Origin of the sequence: Micromonospora coriariae (assembly GCF_900091455.1) — a bacterium.
GTDB classification, from domain to species: Bacteria; Actinomycetota; Actinomycetes; order Mycobacteriales; family Micromonosporaceae; genus Micromonospora; species Micromonospora coriariae.
Genome location: NZ_LT607412.1, coordinates 3,365,501 through 3,383,017 on the forward strand (window position 1 = coordinate 3,365,501; position 17,517 = coordinate 3,383,017).

General features: G+C 74.3%; 15 protein-coding genes and 1 pseudogene. 9 read left to right on the forward strand and 7 right to left on the reverse strand.

Annotation, left to right across the window (positions count from 1 at the left end; all coding sequences use genetic code 11):
- Window positions 1-297: 297 nt before the first annotated feature.
- The 6 genes and pseudogenes from GA0070607_RS34135 to GA0070607_RS15785 all read left to right on the forward strand — a co-directional run.
- Window positions 298-2,034 (forward strand): annotated as a pseudogene (locus GA0070607_RS34135) (hypothetical protein); the annotation flags it as partial.
- Between the two features lie 23 nt (window positions 2,035-2,057).
- On the forward strand, window positions 2,058-3,032 hold the full coding sequence (locus GA0070607_RS15765; protein ID WP_089018897.1) for an alpha/beta fold hydrolase: 975 nt from the start codon (window positions 2,058-2,060) through the stop codon (window positions 3,030-3,032).
- Window positions 3,033-3,037: 5 nt separating this feature from the next.
- Window positions 3,038-3,898 carry a DUF3152 domain-containing protein gene (locus GA0070607_RS15770; protein ID WP_089018898.1) on the forward strand — a complete coding sequence of 287 codons (861 nt, stop codon included), beginning with the start codon at window positions 3,038-3,040 and terminating at the stop codon, window positions 3,896-3,898.
- A gap of 102 nt (window positions 3,899-4,000) precedes the next feature.
- Window positions 4,001-4,837: a DUF3152 domain-containing protein gene (locus tag GA0070607_RS15775; RefSeq protein WP_089018899.1), complete on the forward strand. Its 837-nt coding sequence runs from the start codon at window positions 4,001-4,003 to the stop codon at window positions 4,835-4,837.
- Window positions 4,838-4,960: 123 nt separating this feature from the next.
- Window positions 4,961-6,142: an adenylyltransferase/sulfurtransferase MoeZ gene (moeZ, locus tag GA0070607_RS15780; protein WP_089018900.1), complete on the forward strand. Its 1,182-nt coding sequence runs from the start codon at window positions 4,961-4,963 to the stop codon at window positions 6,140-6,142.
- Window positions 6,143-6,280: 138 nt separating this feature from the next.
- Complete coding sequence (locus GA0070607_RS15785; RefSeq protein ID WP_089021880.1) at window positions 6,281-7,165, forward strand: prenyltransferase/squalene oxidase repeat-containing protein; 885 nt, start codon at window positions 6,281-6,283, stop codon at window positions 7,163-7,165.
- Between the two features lie 10 nt (window positions 7,166-7,175).
- Here GA0070607_RS15785 and GA0070607_RS15790 read toward each other — a convergent pair whose 3' ends face one another.
- Together GA0070607_RS15790 and proB are read right to left on the reverse strand one after the other, a co-directional pair.
- Window positions 7,176-8,417: a glutamate-5-semialdehyde dehydrogenase gene (locus tag GA0070607_RS15790; protein ID WP_089018901.1), complete on the reverse strand. Its 1,242-nt coding sequence runs from the start codon at window positions 8,415-8,417 to the stop codon at window positions 7,176-7,178.
- Window positions 8,418-8,481: 64 nt separating this feature from the next.
- Window positions 8,482-9,639, reverse strand: a complete 1,158-nt coding sequence (gene proB, locus GA0070607_RS15795; RefSeq protein WP_089018902.1) for a glutamate 5-kinase — start codon at window positions 9,637-9,639, stop codon at window positions 8,482-8,484.
- A 13-nt stretch (window positions 9,640-9,652) separates the two neighbouring features.
- Here proB and GA0070607_RS15800 point away from each other — a divergent pair, with 13 nt between their 5' ends.
- Genes GA0070607_RS15800 through GA0070607_RS15810 form a run of 3 tightly spaced genes read left to right on the forward strand, consistent with a single transcriptional unit; the run spans window position 9,653 to window position 12,930 of the window.
- Window positions 9,653-9,967 carry an MGMT family protein gene (locus GA0070607_RS15800; protein ID WP_089018903.1) on the forward strand — a complete coding sequence of 105 codons (315 nt, stop codon included), beginning with the start codon at window positions 9,653-9,655 and terminating at the stop codon, window positions 9,965-9,967.
- Window positions 9,968-9,999: 32 nt separating this feature from the next.
- Entirely contained in the window at window positions 10,000-11,409 is a 1,410-nt protein-coding gene (locus GA0070607_RS15805) for an MFS transporter (RefSeq protein WP_089018904.1), read from the forward strand.
- Between the two features lie 27 nt (window positions 11,410-11,436).
- A complete protein-coding gene (locus tag GA0070607_RS15810; protein WP_089018905.1) occupies window positions 11,437-12,930 on the forward strand; it encodes a pyridoxal phosphate-dependent decarboxylase family protein in 1,494 nt (497 codons plus the stop codon).
- Window positions 12,931-13,034: 104 nt separating this feature from the next.
- Here the strand turns inward: GA0070607_RS15810 and GA0070607_RS15815 are convergent, their stop codons facing one another.
- From GA0070607_RS15815 to GA0070607_RS15835, 5 genes are all read right to left on the reverse strand, one after another.
- Entirely contained in the window at window positions 13,035-13,880 is an 846-nt protein-coding gene (locus tag GA0070607_RS15815; RefSeq protein WP_089018906.1) for a hypothetical protein, read from the reverse strand.
- Window positions 13,881-14,426 (reverse strand): RNA polymerase sigma factor, encoded by a 546-nt coding sequence (locus GA0070607_RS15820; protein WP_089018907.1) that lies wholly within the window; start codon window positions 14,424-14,426, stop codon window positions 13,881-13,883.
- Between the two features lie 111 nt (window positions 14,427-14,537).
- Entirely contained in the window at window positions 14,538-15,455 is a 918-nt protein-coding gene (locus tag GA0070607_RS15825; RefSeq protein ID WP_157743169.1) for a hypothetical protein, read from the reverse strand.
- Between the two features lie 221 nt (window positions 15,456-15,676).
- Window positions 15,677-16,900: a hypothetical protein gene (locus GA0070607_RS15830; RefSeq protein WP_089018909.1), complete on the reverse strand. Its 1,224-nt coding sequence runs from the start codon at window positions 16,898-16,900 to the stop codon at window positions 15,677-15,679.
- The gene (locus tag GA0070607_RS15835; protein ID WP_331716452.1) at window positions 16,893-17,453 is read right to left on the reverse strand and encodes an RNA polymerase sigma factor; all 561 of its coding nucleotides are present in this window, start codon (window positions 17,451-17,453) and stop codon (window positions 16,893-16,895) included. The genes GA0070607_RS15830 and GA0070607_RS15835 overlap by 8 nt, the downstream gene beginning before the upstream one ends.
- Between the last annotated feature and the right edge of the window lie 64 nt (window positions 17,454-17,517).

Genomic DNA, 17,517 nt, shown 5'->3' on the forward strand with positions numbered 1-17,517 from the left:
GTCGAGCCAGCCAGCGCCTCGCGGGCCGACCGGCCCTCCCCGGCCGGTGGATCGGACCCGGCGCCCACCAGCGCCCCGCCGGCACGTCCGTCCTGGGCGGGTTCGGCCCCGACCAGCGCTCCACCGGCCGTCCGGCCCTCCTGGGCCGGTGGACCGGAGCCGGCGCCGACGAGCGCTCCGCCGGCCGTCCGACCCTCCTGGGCCGGCGAACCGGCGCCCACCAGCGCATCCCCGGGCGACCGGCCGTCCTGGTCCGGCCCGCCGCCGACCGACCCGCCGCCGCCGCCCGAGGCCCCTCCGGCGCCGACCGGACCACCTCCGGCGCCGCCCGTCGCGCCCCCGGCACCGGCCGGGCCGGCGCTGGCGGCGGAGCGACCCTCCTGGACCGGCCGGTCTCCGGCCACTCCGGCGAGCGAGCCGCGGACCGATCGGGCCGACTGGTCCGAGGGACGCCTCCCCGCGGCCCCGGTCGAGCGCCCGTCCTGGCCGGCCAGTCGGTCGGCGAGCCCGCCCCGGGCCAACGACGCGGGGGAGCCGTCCGGCCCGGCCCGGCCCGAAACCCGATCGGCCGCGCCGTTCCGGCTCCGGCCGGAGACCCCCGAGCCGTCCCGCGCGGCTCCGGCGGCCACCGGCCCGTCACCCGCCGCTACCGCACCGACCCCGACCGGTTCCGTCCCGGCCCCCGCGACGAGCGGGTCCGGGCGCAGCGACCGGCCCTCAGCCGCGCCCGCCCCGACGAGCGCCCCTCCCTACGCGGCTCGCCGATCCGCGCCCGATCCCGCGTCGCCGGCCGACCCGGCGGACGGCGCTCGGCTGCCGGACCAGACGTCGGCGGTGCTGCCGCAGCGCGTCCCTGCGGAACCGGACGTGCCCGTCGTGCCGGAGCCGCCAGCCGTGGAGCCACCCGCCGAAACCCCGGAACTCGCCCGCATCGCCACCCACCTACGCCGTGACGACGAGCCCGCGCCCCTGCGCGAGCGCCCGGAGGGGTTCGACGTCAACGCCATCCTGGACGCCGTCCGGGAGGTCGCCGGTGTGCGGGACGCCGCCCTGCGCCGTACCCCGGCGGGGGCGCACAGCCTCCGTCTCGACCTGGCCGACGGCGCCGACCCGGCCGAGGTGAGCCGGCAGGTGGCACGGCTGCTCCAGGACCGGATGGGGCTGGCAGCCGCCCCGCAGAACCTGCCCGGCCTGCCCACCACGCCGCCCCCGCCGGTCCGCCGCCGGGCGGCCGAGCCCCGGTCCGCCGAACCCCGGTCGGCCGAGCCCCGGTCCGCCGAGCCCCGGTCCGCCGAGCGGCGTGCTCCGGAGCCCCGGTCCGCCGAGCCGCGCGACGCCGGTGTGGAACCGCGTACCGGCGAGGTACGGGCCACCGGATCGGCTGCGGCCGGTCGAGGCGAGGCCACGCCAGCGGGCTCTGAACAGCAGGTGGGAGCGGACGGTTCGCGCCGCCGCCGGGCGAGCGCCCCGCACCGGGGTCGGGCCACCGTGGAGGAGCCGGGATCGGTCTCGGCCGCTCCCGCCGGTGCGGCAACCGGCAGTCCGGCGACGCTCGGCACGTCGTACTCCGGTGGTCAGGTGACCACCACGGAGTCCGCGCCGTCCCGGCCGCTGGACACCGGCGGCACGCCGGGGCCGCGGGTGGTGATCGACCACGTGCAGGTCAGCACCTTCGGTCTGGACGCCAACGTCGAGGTACGGCTGCTGGCCGGCGGTGAGAGCGCCGCCGGTCACGCCACCGGCCCGGCGGTGGACGGCTACGTCCTGCGGCTCTGCGCGGTGGCCGCGGCCGCCGCCGTGGACGAGTTGCTGCGCGGCGCGGAGAACGCCGAGCGGGGGCGCTGCTTCGTGGAGCACGCGGCGGTGGTGCCGTTCGGCAACTGCGAGGTGGCCACCGTGGTGGTGTTGCTGGTCTGCGAGGGCTGGGTCGAGCAGCTCGCCGGCTCGGCCCTGGTCGCCGGCGATCCGCGACAGGCGGTGGTCCGGGCGACGCTGGCAGCGGTGAACCGTCGGCTGGAGGCGCTGCTGTCCTGAGTGGTCCGGGGCAGACTGGAACGATGAAGCCCGCCACTCTCTGGCCGGACCATCTCCTACCCGAGGGCCGGGTCCCACCGCCGTGGCCGGGTCGGGAGGTCCGCCTCGACGGCTCGGTCACGTACGTGCGGGAGACCCCCGCCACCGCCACTGGCGCGCAGCCGGCGTTGTACGTGCACGGCCTGGGCGGCTCGTCGCAGAACTGGACGGACCTGGCCGGCCTGCTCGCCGATCGCCTGGAGGGCCAGGCCATCGACCTGCCCGGCTTCGGCCGCAGCGAGCCGGGCCTCCGCTACACAGTGCCGGCCTTCGCCGATCTGGTCGTCCGCTGGATCGAGCACTCCGGTCGGGGTCCGGTGCACCTGTTCGGCAACTCGCTGGGCGGGGCGGTCGTGGTCCAGGTGGCCGGGCTGCGCCCCGACCTGGTCCGCACCCTCACCCTGATCTCTCCGGCGCTGCCGTTCCTGAATTTCCGCCGCTCGTTGCAGGGGCGGCTGCTGCCGGTGCTGGCCATACCCGGTGGGGAACGGTTGGTCGCCCGGCGACTCACCCAGCTCGCTCCGGAGGTGATGGCCGAGCAGGTGCTGGAGGCGTGCGTCGCCGACCTCAGCCGGATCTGCGCCCAGCGCCGGGCCGAGGCGTTGGAGGAGATCCGGGTGCGCTACGAGGCGGAGCACTACGCCGCCGCGTACGTCCGGACGTTCCGCGGGCTGGTCTCCAGCTTCCTGCGGGCGTACCTGCCGGGGTCGGGCTCGCTGTGGCGGCTCGCCCGGGCGGTGCGCGCGCCGACCCTGGTGGTGGGCGGTCGGCGGGACCGGCTCGTCGACGTGCGGGTCGCGCCGCAGACCGCCCGGGCCATCCCGGACAGCCGGCTGCTGATGCTCGACGGCGTCGGCCACGTGGCGCAGCTGGAGGTGCCTCGGCTGGTCGCTCGGGCGGTGGTCGGCCTCCTCGCCGAAACGGAGGAGACCGCCACGCGGCCTGATCTGGCAGGCTGAGCCGGATGCGCACGTCCTCCCGCCGCCCCGGTCGCCGTCAGCGACGACTCGCACTGCTCGCCCAGCTGGTGGCGGTCCTGCTGGCCATCGGGGCGGTGGTGACGGTGATCGCCGAAGGGCCGGGCGGGCATCCTGGCGCCGACCGGCTGGCCGCGGACGAGATCACCGGGCCGCCACCACTGGTGGCCGCACCGTTGCCGCCGTCGGCCGACCCGTCGCCGTCCGGGTCGCCGGTCGCCCCGTCGAGTGCACCCCCGGTGCTGCGGCTGTCCGGGGCAGTGCCGACCGCCGGCACCGGTCGGTTCGGCTACGACGATCGCACCGGGCCGGTGCTGGGCCGCGCGGGTGAGTTGCGGCGCTACCGGGTGGCGGTCGAATCGGGCAGTGCTGAGGACCCGGTCGCGTTCGGGCAGGCGGTGCAGACGGCACTCGCCGGGCCGGGGAGCTGGGTCGACAGCGGCCGGCTGAGGTTGCAGCAGGTGCCGGGGGGTGCGGCCCGTGACTTCACCGTCTACCTGGCCACCGCTCGCACGGCGGGCCGGATGTGCGCTGACGGCGGTGTGGACATCCGGGTCGGCGGCCGGCCGTACACCTCCTGCCGCGCGCCCGGCAAGGTGATCATCAACCTGGATCGGTGGCGGCTGTCCGTGCCGCACTACGTCGCGGCCCGCGTGCCGCTGGCGGTCTACCGGACGTACGTGGTCAACCACGAGGTGGGCCATCAGCTCGGGCACCGGCACGAGCGCTGCCCGGGCGCCGGTCGGCCGGCCCCGGTGATGATGCAGCAGACCCTCTTCCTGAACGGGTGCCGGGTCAATCCGTGGCCGTACCTCGAGGGTCGCCGCTACACCGGCCCGGCGCTCTGACCGGCTGGTCCGACGCGGCCGAATGACCGCCGCCATCAGGCGTCTTGCGTCAATCGCCGCAAAGGGGGGGAAATGCCCGATTAATCTGGCAGGCTGGACGTCATGACGTCGTCGTCCCCTTACGGCCCGCCTCGGCCGCCCGGGCCGTCCGGCCGCTCGGCGTACCGGGCTTCGGACGCGCGACCCGCGCTGGCCCGGATGCGCCGACGACGTCGTCGCAGCCTGCTTTTCGGCCTGCTCCTGCTCGCCGTGGCCGCCGCCGGAGTGACGTTGACCCGGGGCGGCGAACCGCCGGCCGAGGCGCCACCCGTCACCCACGGCCGGATGGGTCATGGCGGCGGGGTGGGTGCCCACCCGGCGCCAACCAGCTACCCGTCCGTCGGCGCGGGACGGTTCACGGCGGCCGACGGCGAGACCGCGGTGCGCGGCGAGGACGGGCCGCTGCGCCGTTACCGGGTCGCTGTCGAACGGGGCACCGGCCAGGACGCCGACGCCTTCGCCGCCACTGTGGACGAGGTGCTGGCCGACCCGCGCAGCTGGATCGCCTCCGGGGAACTGCGGGTGCAGCGGGTGGCCGACGCCGGTGCCGCCGACTTCACCATCTACCTGGCCACCCCGGTCACGTCGGAGCGGATGTGCGCCGAGGGTGGGCTGACCACCGAGCGCTACACCTCCTGCCGGCTGCCCGGTCAGGTCATCATCAACCTGGCCCGCTGGCTGGAGGCGGTGCCCGATTACGGCGCCCCGCTGGAGACGTACCGGACCTACGTGATCAACCACGAGGTCGGCCACGAGTTCGGCGAGGAGCACGAGGCCTGTCCGGGCCACGGCGAGCCCGCGCCGGTGATGCAGCAGCAGACGTACGGCCTGGAGGGCTGCCTCGCCAACGCCTGGCCCTATCTCGACGGTCGTCGTTACGCGGGGGACATCGTCCCCTGATCGACCCGGTCGTCGGTTATTCCCGGTCCCGCATCGCGGGCCACGTGTCCTCCCTCATGGCCGAGCAGGCCGCCGGCGAGCAACAATGGCGCGGTTCACACCGCCGATCCCGGGGAGTCCACCGTGTCGTTGCCCCCGCTCGTCGAGCCCGCCGCCGAGCTGACAGTTGACGAGATCCGCCGCTACTCCCGCCACCTGATCATTCCGGACGTCGGCGTGACCGGGCAGAAGCGGTTGAAGAACGCCCGGGTGCTCTGTGTCGGCGCCGGTGGCCTCGGTTCGCCCGCCCTGCTGTACCTCGCCGCGGCCGGGGTCGGCACGCTCGGCATCATCGACTTCGACACCGTCGACGAGTCCAACCTCCAGCGCCAGGTCATCCACGGCGTCTCCGACGTCGGCCGGTCCAAGGCCGAGTCCGCCGCCGCGTCGATCCGCGAGATCAACCCGCTGGTCAACGTGGAGATCCACAACACCGCGCTGGACCGGGACAACGTCCGCGAGATCTTCGCCCGGTACGACCTGATCGTCGACGGCACCGACAACTTCGCCACCCGGTACATGGTCAACGACGCGGCGGTGCTGCTCGGCAAGCCGTACGTCTGGGGCTCGATCTACCGCTTCGACGGCCAGGCGTCGGTGTTCTGGGCCGAGCACGGCCCCTGCTACCGGTGCCTCTACCCGGAGCCGCCGCCGCCCGGCATGGTTCCGTCCTGCGCCGAGGGTGGCGTGCTCGGTGTTCTCTGCGCGTCGATCGGCTCCATCCAGGTGAACGAGGCGATCAAGCTGCTCACCGGCATCGGTGAGCCGCTGGTCGGCCGGCTGATGGTCTACGACGCGCTGGAGATGGAATACCGCAAGATCAAGGTTCGCAAGGACCCGAACTGCGCGCTCTGCGGCGAGAACCCCACGGTCACCGACCTGCTGGAGGACTACGAGGACTTCTGCGGCGCGGTCTCCGAGGAGGCCCAGGAGGCGACTGTCGACTCGACCATCACCGCGCTGGAGCTCAAGGAGTGGCAGGACGCCGGCAAGGACATCTTCCTGGTCGACGTCCGGGAACCGGCCGAGTACGAGATCGTCCGGATCCCCGGCGCCACCCTGATCCCCAAGGGCGACATCATCTCCGGTGAGGCGCTGGCCCAGCTCCCGCAGGACCGGCAGATCGTGCTGCACTGCAAGTCCGGCGTCCGCTCGGCGGAGGCGCTCGCCGCGCTCAAGGCGGCCGGGTTCCGCGACGCCGTGCACGTGCAGGGCGGCGTGCTCTCCTGGATCAAGCAGATCGACCCCGCGCTGCCCGCGTACTGACCGGCCGGGCCGGGGCGGCCGACACCGCCGCCCCGGCCTCCGCGCAGCGCGACCGGCCCCGTGGGCCGGGATGCGCCGGCGAACCGACACTGGCGGCTCCAAGCGGCCCTGGGTCCGCAGCGACGCAGCCATCCCCGGCTGGCCGATTCCCCGAGGCGGTGTCGCGTCTGCGCAGGTAGCGTCTCCGCCGTGGTCGACTTGGATGCCGCGATCGGGTTCGTCGTGGCGCACGGGGACGCGGTGGAGCGTGCCCGCCTCTCCTGGCTGCGCAACGGCACACCGGTGCCCGCCGAGCTGCTGGAGACGGCCGAGGTCGGCCAGGCACCCGACGGCGGCTGGCCGGCGACCTGGGGCGGCGAGATCGCCTCCATCGACGCCACCTGCTTCCGGCTCGCCGAGCTGGACGACCTGGGCGCGCTCGGTCGTCCCGCCGCCCGCCGGGCACTGGACTGGCTCGCCTCACGCCAGCAGGCCGACGGCGGGTGGGACGAGGACCCGACGCTGGCCGGTTCGGCTCCGGAGTGGGCCCGCCCCGGCGACCCGGAGGCAGGGCTGTTCCTCACCGCCAACGCCGGCTTCTGGCTCACCGTGGCCGGCCTGGACGCCCGTGCCGCGGGTCCGCTCGATCACCGGGTCGGAGGGGCGTACGCGGGGGTGGTGCAGGCGGCCGCACACTCGCTCGCCGTGCGGCTGCGTCCGGACGGGAGCTGGCCGTCCTTCCTCGCCGCCGGCTGGCTGAGCGCGGCCGTGCTGCACCGGCAGGACATGTTCCAGGAGTCCGCGCGGATCCAGGTGGTGCTCGCCGAGCGGATGCCCACGATGTCCCCGGGGGACGTGGCCTGGCTGGCGGCCACGCTGCGCCGGGTCGGCATCGATCCGCAGGACTGGATCATGGTCCGGGCCCTGCGCCGCCTGGCCGAGACCCAGCGCAGCGACGGCGGCTGGGAGAGCGACGACGGGCACCAGTTCGACGTGCACTCCACGTTGTCCGCCATCCGGGCCTGCCGGCCGGCGATCGGCTGAGGCTCCGGCCCTAACGCAGGTGCCCGTTCCCGGTGACCACGTACTTGGTGCTGGTCAGCTCGGGCAGGCCCATCGGGCCCCGGGCGTGCAGCTTCTGCGTCGAGATGCCGATCTCCGCGCCGAAGCCGAACTCGCCCCCGTCGGTGAACCGGGTCGAGGCGTTCACCATCACCGCCGCCGCGTCCACCCGGGCCACGAACTCGCGGGCCGCGCTCGCCGAGTCGGTGAGGATCGCCTCGGTGTGCCCGGTGCCGTACCGCCGGATGTGCGCGACCGCCGCGTCGAGCGAGTCGACGACCGCGACGGAGATGTCCGCCGAGAGGTACTCGGTGGCGTAGTCCTCCTCGGTGGCCGGAACCACGGCGGCGGAGTACGTGGCCACCTCGGGTGAGCCGTGCACGGTCACCCCCGCCTCGGCGAACGCGGCGAGCACCGGCGGCAGGAACGCGTCGGCGACGCCCGCGTGCACCAGCAGCGACTCGGCGGTGTTGCAGGTGGAGAGTCGCTGGGTCTTGGCGTTCAGCGTCACCGCGACGGCCTGCGCCACGTCGGCGGCGGCATCGACGTAGACGTGGCAGTTGCCCACCCCCGTCTCGATCACCGGCACAGTCGACTCCTCGACAACGGTGCGGATCAGCGACGCGCCGCCACGCGGGATCAGCACGTCGACCAGCCCACGGGCGCGCATCAGCTCCTTGACCGACTCGCGGGAGCTGGCGTCGAGCAACTGCACCGCGTCGGCCGGCAACCCGGCCCCGGCGACCGCGTCGCGCAGCACCGCGACGAGCGCGGCGTTGGAGTGCGCGGCCGACGACGACCCGCGCAGCAGCGCCGCGTTGCCGGACTTCAGGCAGATCCCGGCCGCGTCCACTGTCACGTTGGGGCGCGCCTCGTAGATGATGCCGACCACCCCGAACGGCACCCGGATCTGGCGCAGCTCCAGCCCGTTGGGCAGGGTCGAGCCGCGGACCACCTCGCCGACCGGGTCGGGCAGGGCGGACATCTGGCGCAGCGCGTCGGCGATGCCGGCCACCCGCCCCGCGTCGAGGGCGAGCCGGTCCAGCACGGCCGCGCTCAGCCCGGCCTCCCGGCCGGCCGCCAGGTCCGTCGCGTTCGCGGCCAGGATCTCCGGGGTACGCGCCACCAGCGCGTCGGCCATCGCGGCCAGCGCGGCGTCCTTGGCGGTACGCGTCGCCACGGCCAGCGTCTCCGCCGCCACCCGTGCCCGCCGGGCCTGCTCGCTCACGCTCATCGGTCACTCCTCGCGTTAGGAAGGGCCCCTTGTACAACGCCAGGCGTTAACAAGGTGCCCCTGCTTACAGCAGGACGAGGTCGTCGCGGTGGACGACCTCCCGCTCGTACGCCGGGCCGAGCGCCGCGGCGAGTTCGGAGGTGGAGCGACCGAGCAGCCCGGGCAGCTCCACCGCGTCGTAGTTGACCAGCCCGCGCGCGACCGGCGCGCCGCCGGCGTCCACCAGGTCGACCGGGTCCCCGGCGGTGAACGCCCCGTCCACCGCGGTGATGCCGGCCGGCAGCAGCGACTTGCGCCGCCCGACGACGGCGGCCACCGCGCCCGGGTCGAGGTGCAGCCGTCCCCGTGGCGAGGTGGCGTGGGCCAGCCAGAACAGTCGGGCCGCCGGGCGCTGCCGCTGCGGGTGGAACAGCGTGCCGACCGGTTCGCCGGCCAGCGCCGGGGCGGCCAGGTCGGCGCCGGTGAGGACCACCGGGATGCCGAAGCCGGTGGCGATCCGGGCCGCCTCGACCTTGGTCACCATGCCGCCGGTGCCGACCCCGGACCGCCCGGCCCCACCGATGGTGATCCCGGCGAGGTCCTTCTCGTCGCGGACCTCCGTGATCCGGGTGGAGTGCGGTCGGGCCGGGTCACCGGTCCAGAGCGCGTCCACGTCGGAGAGCAGCACCAGCAGGTCGGCGTGCACGAGCGCGGCCACCAGGGCGGCCAGCCGGTCGTTGTCGCCGAACCGGATCTCCTCGGTGGCCACCGTGTCGTTCTCGTTGACGATCGGCACCGCGTGCAGGTCGAGCAGCTTGCGCAGGGTGCGGTACGCGTTGCGGTAGTGCGCCCGGCGGGTCACGTCGTCGACGGTGAGCAGCACCTGCCCGACGGTCAGCCCGTGCCGGGCGAAGGCCGCCGCGTACCGGCCGATCAGCAGGCCCTGACCGACGCTGGCGGCGGCCTGCTGGGTGGCCAGGTCGCGCGGGCGTCGGGTCAGCCCGAGTGGGGCCAGGCCGGCGGCGATCGCGCCCGAGGAGACGAGCACCACCTCGCGCCCCTCGGTGGCGAGCCGACCGAGGGTGTCGACCAGCGCGTCGACCCGCTCGTCGGCCAGGCCGCCGGTGGCGGTGGTCAACGAGGAGGAACCAATCTTGACGACGACCCGCCGGGCCGCCGTGACTGCGTCGCGCACCCGCCCATTCTGCGTGGTCGGTGCGGCGCGGCCCGGTTGCGTTCCCATATCGTGGCCGACTGTGACACCTGACGAGTACGTCGAGGCGGTCCTCGACCTGGTCGAGCGGATTCCGGAGGGCCGGGTGATGTCGTACGGCGCGGTCGCCGACGCGCTCGCCGAACGCTCCGGCCGCGCCTCGGCCCGGCTGGTGGGCAGCATCATGGCCCGGCACGGCGGCTCGGTGCCCTGGCACCGGGTGGTCACCTCCGCGGGCCGGCTGCCCCCGGGGCACGAGCGGGAGGCGCGGGCCCGGCTGCGGGCCGAGGGGGCACCGCTGCGCGGTGCGGGAGTGGACATCCGGGTGGCGGGTTGGTCGCCGGAGGAGGGGATGTGACCCGCGCCATAACGTGAGTAACATTCGGCCCCATGAACCCGCCGCCGGGTGATGCCGGCTCACCAGCCGCCGGCCCGCTACCCCGGCCGGTGCACGCCGGGTACGCGCTCGGCTCCCTGGCCACCGGCGCGTTCGGCACAGTGCCCGGGCTGCTGCTGCTGCCGTACCTGACCGACACGCTGGGTGTGGCCGCCGGGGTGGCCGCCCTGCTGGTGCTGCTGCCCAAGGCATGGGACGTGCTGGTCAACCCCGTCGCCGGCCGGATCTCCGACCGCACCCGGTCACGCTGGGGTGCCCGCCGCCCGTACCTGCTCATCGCCGGTCTCGCGCTCGCCGTGCTCTTCGCGGCCATCTTCGCCGCGCCCTTCGACGGTGGTCCCGCGGCGGCGGCGTACGTGGCGTTCGCCTTCCTGGCCACCGCCACCGCGTTCGCCTTCTTCCAGGTGCCGTACGTGGCGATGCCGGCCGAGCTGACCGACGACTACACCGAGCGCACCCGGTTGATGACCTGGCGGATCGCCGTGCTGGCGCTGGCCATCCTGGTCTCCGGCGCGGTCGCCCCGCTGGTGGTGACCGCCGGCGGCGACGGGGTGCCCGGGCACCGGTGGATGGGGTTGTTCGTGGCGGTGCTGATCGCCCTCGGCGCCGTCGGCGCGTTCCTCGGCACCCGGTCCGCGCCGACCGGCACGGTGGGCGGCAGCGAGCCGACACTGCGCGCCCAGCTCGCCGTCGCCGGTGCCAACCGGCCGTTCCGGGCGCTGCTGATCTGCTTCGTGGTGCAGTCCGCCGGGGTGGCGACCATCCTGGCCGGGGTCAACTACTTCGCCGGGCAGATCCTGCGCGACGAGCAGAGCGGCCCGACGTTGCTCTTCGTCTGCTTCGTCGGACCGGCGCTGCTGGTGATGCCGGTCTGGACCCGGGTCGGCGCCTGGCTGGGCAAGCGGGCCGCCCTGGCCGCCGCCGCGCTGATCCTCGCCGCCGGTGCGCTCGCCCTGGTCGCCGCGCCGGTGCTGCCGGCGGTCGCGGTCTACCTGCTGGTCGCGGTGATCGGCGTCGGGTACGCCGGGCAGCAGGTGTTCGCACTGGCCATGCTGCCGGACTGCATCGCGTACGACACCGCGCGCACCGGCCGGCGGCAGGCGGGTGTGTTCACCGGCCTCTGGACCGCAGGGGAGACCTTCGGTCTGGCCCTCGGCCCGGGCATCTACGGTCTGGTGCTCCAGCTGTCCGGCTACGTCTCCTCCGACACCGGCACCGCCGCCGCGCAGTCCGACCTGGCCCGCCTGGGCGTCCTGCTCGGCTTCACCGTCCTACCGGCCCTCCTGGTGGGCCCGCCGATCCTCCTGCTGCGCCGCTACACCCTCACCCCCGCCGTCCTGGCCGCCGCCGCCCACCACCACCGCGTCGATCATGGCGTTGTGGTGGGGGACGAGAGCCGCTGACAACCACAAGAAGGGCACCACGAGTCCATGATCGACGAGAACGGGGTTGCGGCGGAGGCCGTGCTCGCGGAAATTCGCGCGCTTCGGGCGATGGACCGGCCTACGCACGGCGGGCGGCTGTTCGCGTACGTGTACGACCCGGCGGTGCCGGGGCTGGACGAGCTGGCGGCCGCCGCGCACCGCGAGAGCGCCCACGTCAACGGGTTGGACCCGACAGCGTTCCCGTCCCTGCTGGCCATGGAGAACGCGCTGGTCGCCGCAGCCGGCCGGGTGCTCGGCGGTGGGCCGGGCACGACCGCCCCGGACGTCGTCGGCAGCGTCACCAGCGGCGGTACCGAGTCGCTGATCCTCGCGGTCAAGGCGGCCCGGGACGCCCACCCGGAGCAGGCCGCACCCCGGATCGTGGTGCCGGCGAGCGCGCACGCGGCGTTCGCCAAGGCGGCGCACTACCTGCGGGTGGCGCTCGACGTTGTGCCGGTCTCCCCGGACACGCTGCGCCCCGACCCGGCCGCGATGGCCGCGGCGATCCGCCCGGAGACGGTGCTGGTGGCCTGCTCCGCGCCGTCGTACGCGCACGGCGTGGTGGACCCGGTCGAGGAGATCGCCGCCGCAGCGGCCCGCGCCGGGGTGCGCTGCCACGTGGACGCCTGCTTCGGCGGCTGGACCCTGCCGTACCTGCGCCGTCTCGGTGAGCCGGTGCCGCCGTTCGACTTCGCGGTACCCGGCGTCACCTCCATCTCGGTGGACCTGCACAAGTACGCGTACGCCCCGAAGGGGGTGTCGGTGCTGCTGCACCGCGATGCCTCACTGCGCGCCCCGCAGTACTTCGCGTACGCGGACTGGCCCGGCTACACGATGATCAATCCGGTGATCGCGTCCACCCGCTCGGGCGGGCCGATCGCCGCCGCGTACGCGACCCTGCGGCACCTCGGCGACGCCGGTTATCTGGCGTTGGCCGAGCGCACCCGGGACGCGGTGGCCGGGCTGGCCGCCGCCGTGCGTGGCGTCGACGGGCTGCGGCTGATGGCCGAGCCGGAGTCGACAGTGGTCTGCTTCACCGCCACCGAGGGCGGCCCGGACCTGTTCGTCCTGGTCGACGAGCTGACGGCGCGCGGCTGGCACACCCAGCCCCAGCTGTCGTACGCCGGTCTGCCGGCCAGCGTGCACCTCACGGTGACCGCCGCGGTCGCGCCCCGGGTGCCCGAGTTCGGGCCGGACCTGAGCGAGGCGGTGGCGGCGGCGCGGGCGGCCGGACCGGTCGCGCTGCCCGCGGAACTGGCCGCCCTGGCCGGCGCCCTCACCCCGGACGCGTTGACCCCGGAGCTGGTGGCGGGTCTGGCCGCCGGGCTGGGCCTGGGCGCCGGACCGGCCGCCGGTTCCGGCCCGGATGGCGCATCGAGCGCCGCGCCGCTGCCGGAGCGGATGGCGCTGGTGAACACGTTGCTCGACGCCGCGCCGCCCGCTCTGCGCGAGCGGCTGCTTGTGGAGTTCGTCGGCCTGCTGCAACGTCCGTCCTGGTGACCGGTGGGGTGGCGGCCATCCGCCACCCCGGATGGATCAGGCGCAGGCCGGTGAAGGCTCCGGCCGGTCCCGCGCCACCGGAGGACTTCCGGCGGCGGGGCCGCTCATCTGGCGGGCAGCTTGAAGTCGGTACGGGCCGTGTTGTCGTCGGACGAGCGGTCGGCCGGGAAGCTTCCGCTCACGTTGGCCCGCACGGTGAGCGCACAGCCGGTGAGGGTCCGTGCCGGCCCGCCCGGGGCGATGTTCACCGTGACGCCGATCCGGTACGACCGGGTACCGCCGGAGGGAATCGGCCCGTCGCCGGTGCAGAACATCGTCTTGAGGTCGTCAGTCTGGCCCTGATTGAAGCAGCCACCGATGTTCGTGCCATTCAGGTCGATCGTCGCCTCGACGGGCAGCACCACGATCAGATCGCCAGCGTCGTATGCCCTGGTGCCGGCGTTGCCCATCGTGATGGTGAGTGATCCGGTGTAGCCGGCGTCGGACGGCCGCAGGGTGAGGGTGCGGGGGGCGCTGATCGACAGGTCGATGTACCGAGTCGAGGTCGGCGCGCGGGTGGGGCGGGAGCTGGTCGAGCCGGTCGCCGTGGGGGTGGGGGACGGCGTCGCACTCGGCGTTGCCGAACGGCTCGGCGGGCGCGTCGACGATTCGCTGGGTGTGGCGCCCGACGGGCTGGTCGGCAGGACCGAAGGGAGATCGGTAGCTGGCGGGCTGGCGATGACACCGGTGGGGGGTGGAGCGGCCAAGGGCCGGACCAGGCTCACCCCGCCGATTGCGGCGGCGACCACCGCAGCGGCGACCCCCGGGATCACAGCCCGGTTCCGAAGCCGGCGGTACGCCCGTCGACGCGGCACGTCCGGATCGGGCTCGGCGACCTGCCGGAGGCTGACGGTGTTCAGCTCGCCGAAGGCGGCCGACAACCGATCCGCTCGCTCGTTGCGCTGTTCCATCTAGTCCGCCCTCCTTTCGGTCGGGTTGTCGACCGTCGCGCGTTCGCGGTCGATCGGCTCGGGTTCGTGCTCAGCCAGGCAGTCGGCCAGTGTTGCCCGGGCTCGGTGGAGCCAGGACTTGACCGTGCCGGGGGCCACCTCGCAGTCCTCGGCGATCTCACCGACGGTCAGCCCGGCCAGGTAGTGCAGGACCACCGCACGCCGATGGTTGACCGGCAGGGTGGCCAGGGCGGCGGCGAGCACCACCCGGTCCGGACCGGGCCCGTTCACCACCTCCACCCGCTGCCGAAGGCTGAACAGCCGGGCGGTGCGCAGGCGGTGCCATCGGTTGATCGCGATGTTCCAGGCGACCCGGCGGACCCAGGCCACCGGATCGTCGTACCGGGAGATCCGGTGCCAACGGGGCCAGGCCCGACTGAACGCCTCCTGCACCAGGTCCTGCGCTTCGCTCATGTCGCCGACGAACGCGAAAAGCTGGACCACCAGCGGCTGGAAGTGTCGTCGGTAGACCTCGTCGAAGGCGGGGCCGTCGTCGTGCGCGGCCATCCCGCTCACCTCGATGTGCAGACGGGCGGGGGGCGGCGCGCGGATCCGGTGAGGTGGGCGTACGCGGCCGCCGGTACTCCGGCGGCCGCGCCCCAACCGATGACATCTCCGTCAGCCGGCGGTGACGTCGAAGCTGGCGGTGTTGTCGGCCTCGTCGATGTCGGTCAGCACATCGCCCCAGCCGAAGGTGGCGTTCAGCAGCACCGAGCCAGTGCCGAGGGCTCCGGGGGACACCTCGGCGGGCGCCCGGATCAACAGGGAAACCTCTCGTTCCTCGCCCGGCATGAACACGCCGCCGGCCACCAGGCAACTCGCCGTGCAGGCCTCGATGGGCTCGATGCCGACGATCTCGACCCCGCTGGGTAGCGTCGGCGTGAGCCAGTACCCGTCGTGCGGCGCGTCACCGGCGACCCGGATGGTCACCGGCACCCGGCCGAGCCAGCTCCCGTCTTCCTGACGCGTCAGGGCGGCGGGGCCGGCGGCAACCGCCGCGTCGGTGCTCGTGTCCCGTACGTACGATCGAGGGGCGCGCAGCGAGCCGGTTGTCGCGCGGAACAGCGCGGCGAAGGTGGCCGTGTCGTTCTTCGGGTTCCGGTCCCCGGTCGTGACGCCGATCTGCCCACCAGGGGTGATCATCGGGTACGTCCGGGTGGTGGTGAACACCTGGAAGTCGACGGTGAACCTCCGCCGCTCGCCCCGTTGCAGCGGGCCACCAGGGACCTGGCAGTAGATCGTCCGGGCTGGCTGGGCCACGCCGTAGGAGCAGGGGTCTGCCGGGTCCAGTCCGGCGAAGGCGCCAGGGACCGGCTCGGTGATCGTCAGGTCGAGGTAGGACGCCTCGGGGCCGCGATAGGTGACGGTCACCGGAAGGCTGCCCGCGTACCCCCGGTCGGTCGGCTCGAGCACCAGCCGCCCGACGGAGATCGCCGTGTCGCGTGGGGCGGCGACGGCCGTCCCGGGCAGACCGGTCAGCGCAACCGCCGCGCCCAGGGCGCCGGCCACCAGTCTGCGGGTCATGGTTCTGGTCATCTTCGTTGCTCCGTTCCCCGTCGTGCCGCCCTCCGTTCACCCGGGTGGCGGTGATGCGAGCAAGACACCTGAAGCGACCCACGACGGTTGCGGGGGGAGCCAACCGCCGAGTTGTCAGAAGCGCGACAGTTCATCGCCACCAGCGTGCGTTCGTCGGCCTGCTGCGACGCCCGTCCTGGTGACCGGTGGGGTGGCGGCCACGCCGCCACCCCACCGACCCCTCACCGGTACGCGATCGTGTCCTCGTTGTTCCCGAGGTCAGGGTCGATCAGGTAGTGCCCACCGGGCCCGGAGGCCATGCCGCGCACCGTCGCCGTGCCCGGTGTCAGCTCGGCGCCCGGGGGCAGCCGCACGCCGAGGTCCACCGTCAGCTCGCCGTTCGCCTCGATCGGACCGAGTCGGCAGCGCAGCGGGGAGCGGTACTTCCCGACGTCCGGCCCGCAACCGGACCAGGCGGGGCCGTCCGGCGTGAGGGAGGCCGGCAGTTCCAGTTCGAGGGAGACCTCGTCGACGTGCCGGTCCCCGACGGCGCGGACCCGCACCTGGACCGCGCCGACCCGGGAACCGTCGGCGGGGTCGTCGGCCAGGACGAGATCCTTCGCGGTCACCGCCAGGTTCGTGGAGTACGGGTTCGGGCCGAACGAGGTGGGGCCCTCGACCTGCGAGAACCGCTCGCCCGTCCAGCGGTACCCGCGCCACTGCCGCTGCGACCACTCGCCGGGCCACCCGCCGCCCGGGGGCAGGTCGGCCACCTCCACCCGGACGATGCCGTCGGAGCGCCCGTCCAGCGCTGTCAACCACTGCGGCTTCTCGAGGGCGGTGGCCACCACCCGGCCGATTGTGACGATCCTGCCCGCCTCATCCCGGTCGAACGCGACGACCTGCTGCGGTCCACGGGTGCCGAACGAGCACTGCAGCATGGCCACCGTCTCGGTCGCGCCGTCGCCGTCGACGTCGGCGTAATCGATCGCCTCGAGGGCGTTCGTCCCCTCCTTGGCGGTGGCCGGGTCGCCGGACAACCGGGCGCCGCTGACCGGGCAGCCGGCTGGTCCCGGTCGCCAGGCCGGCAGGTCCACCCGTGCGGCGAGCAGTTGGGCGCGGCTGATCCGCCCATCCGGAGCGATGACCCGCGTGGGGCTGGCGGTGGTCACCGAGGGTGCCGCGGTGGGGCTCGGCGAGCCGTTCGGCGTGGGACTCGCGGTCAGGCCGGGGGTGGGATCCACCGGTCCCGGTGGCTGATCGGGGCGATCCAGGGCCGCGTACCCGACCGCCGGGCCGCCCAGCAGCGCGATCGCCACCGATGCGGCCGTGGCGCGGTGACGCCGCCGGCGGCGGCGAACCGTCCGCCGGACCTCCGCGGGCCCCGGCACCTCGATCTCGGCCAGCAGCACGTTGCGGTACCGGTTGAACTCCCCGGCGAGGTCGACGTTCTCCAGCTCAGGCATTTTCCGCCCCCTCCGTGGTGTCGCGCAGATACCCGGCGAGCGTCGTCCGGCTCCGGTGCAGCCAGGATTTGACGGTGCCCTCGGCGACCCGTTCCTGGGCCGCGATCTCGGCCACCGTCAGGTCGGCGAGATAGTGCAGCACCACGGCCCGGCGCTGGCGTGGCGGCAGCTTCGCCAGCGCGGCGTCGAGCGCCACCCGGTCCGGCGTCGGTCCCGCGACGTGCGTCTCCCGCTGCCGCAGCAGGTAGGCCTGCGCGGTACGCAGCCGTCGCCACCGGTTGTGGCCGAGGTTCCAGGCCACCCTGCGGACCCAGGCCAGCGGGTCGTCGTAGCCGGCCAACCGGTTCCACTGCGCGAACGCCTTGCAGAATGCCTCCTGAACCAGGTCCTGCGCGTGGCCGCGGTCCCCGGTGTAGGCGGTGAGCTGGACCACGAGGCCCCGATAGTGGGCGTGGTAGAAGTCGTCGAAGCTCATCTCGGCCCGACCGGGCGCGGTGTCCTGAAGGCGGTCCGGTGGAGGTTCACCCGCCCGAACGTCTCTCGTCACGCTCACTCGCTCTCCCCCGTCGTGTACCGGCATCGGGCATCCCGACAGATGTGACACACCGCGCCGCCGG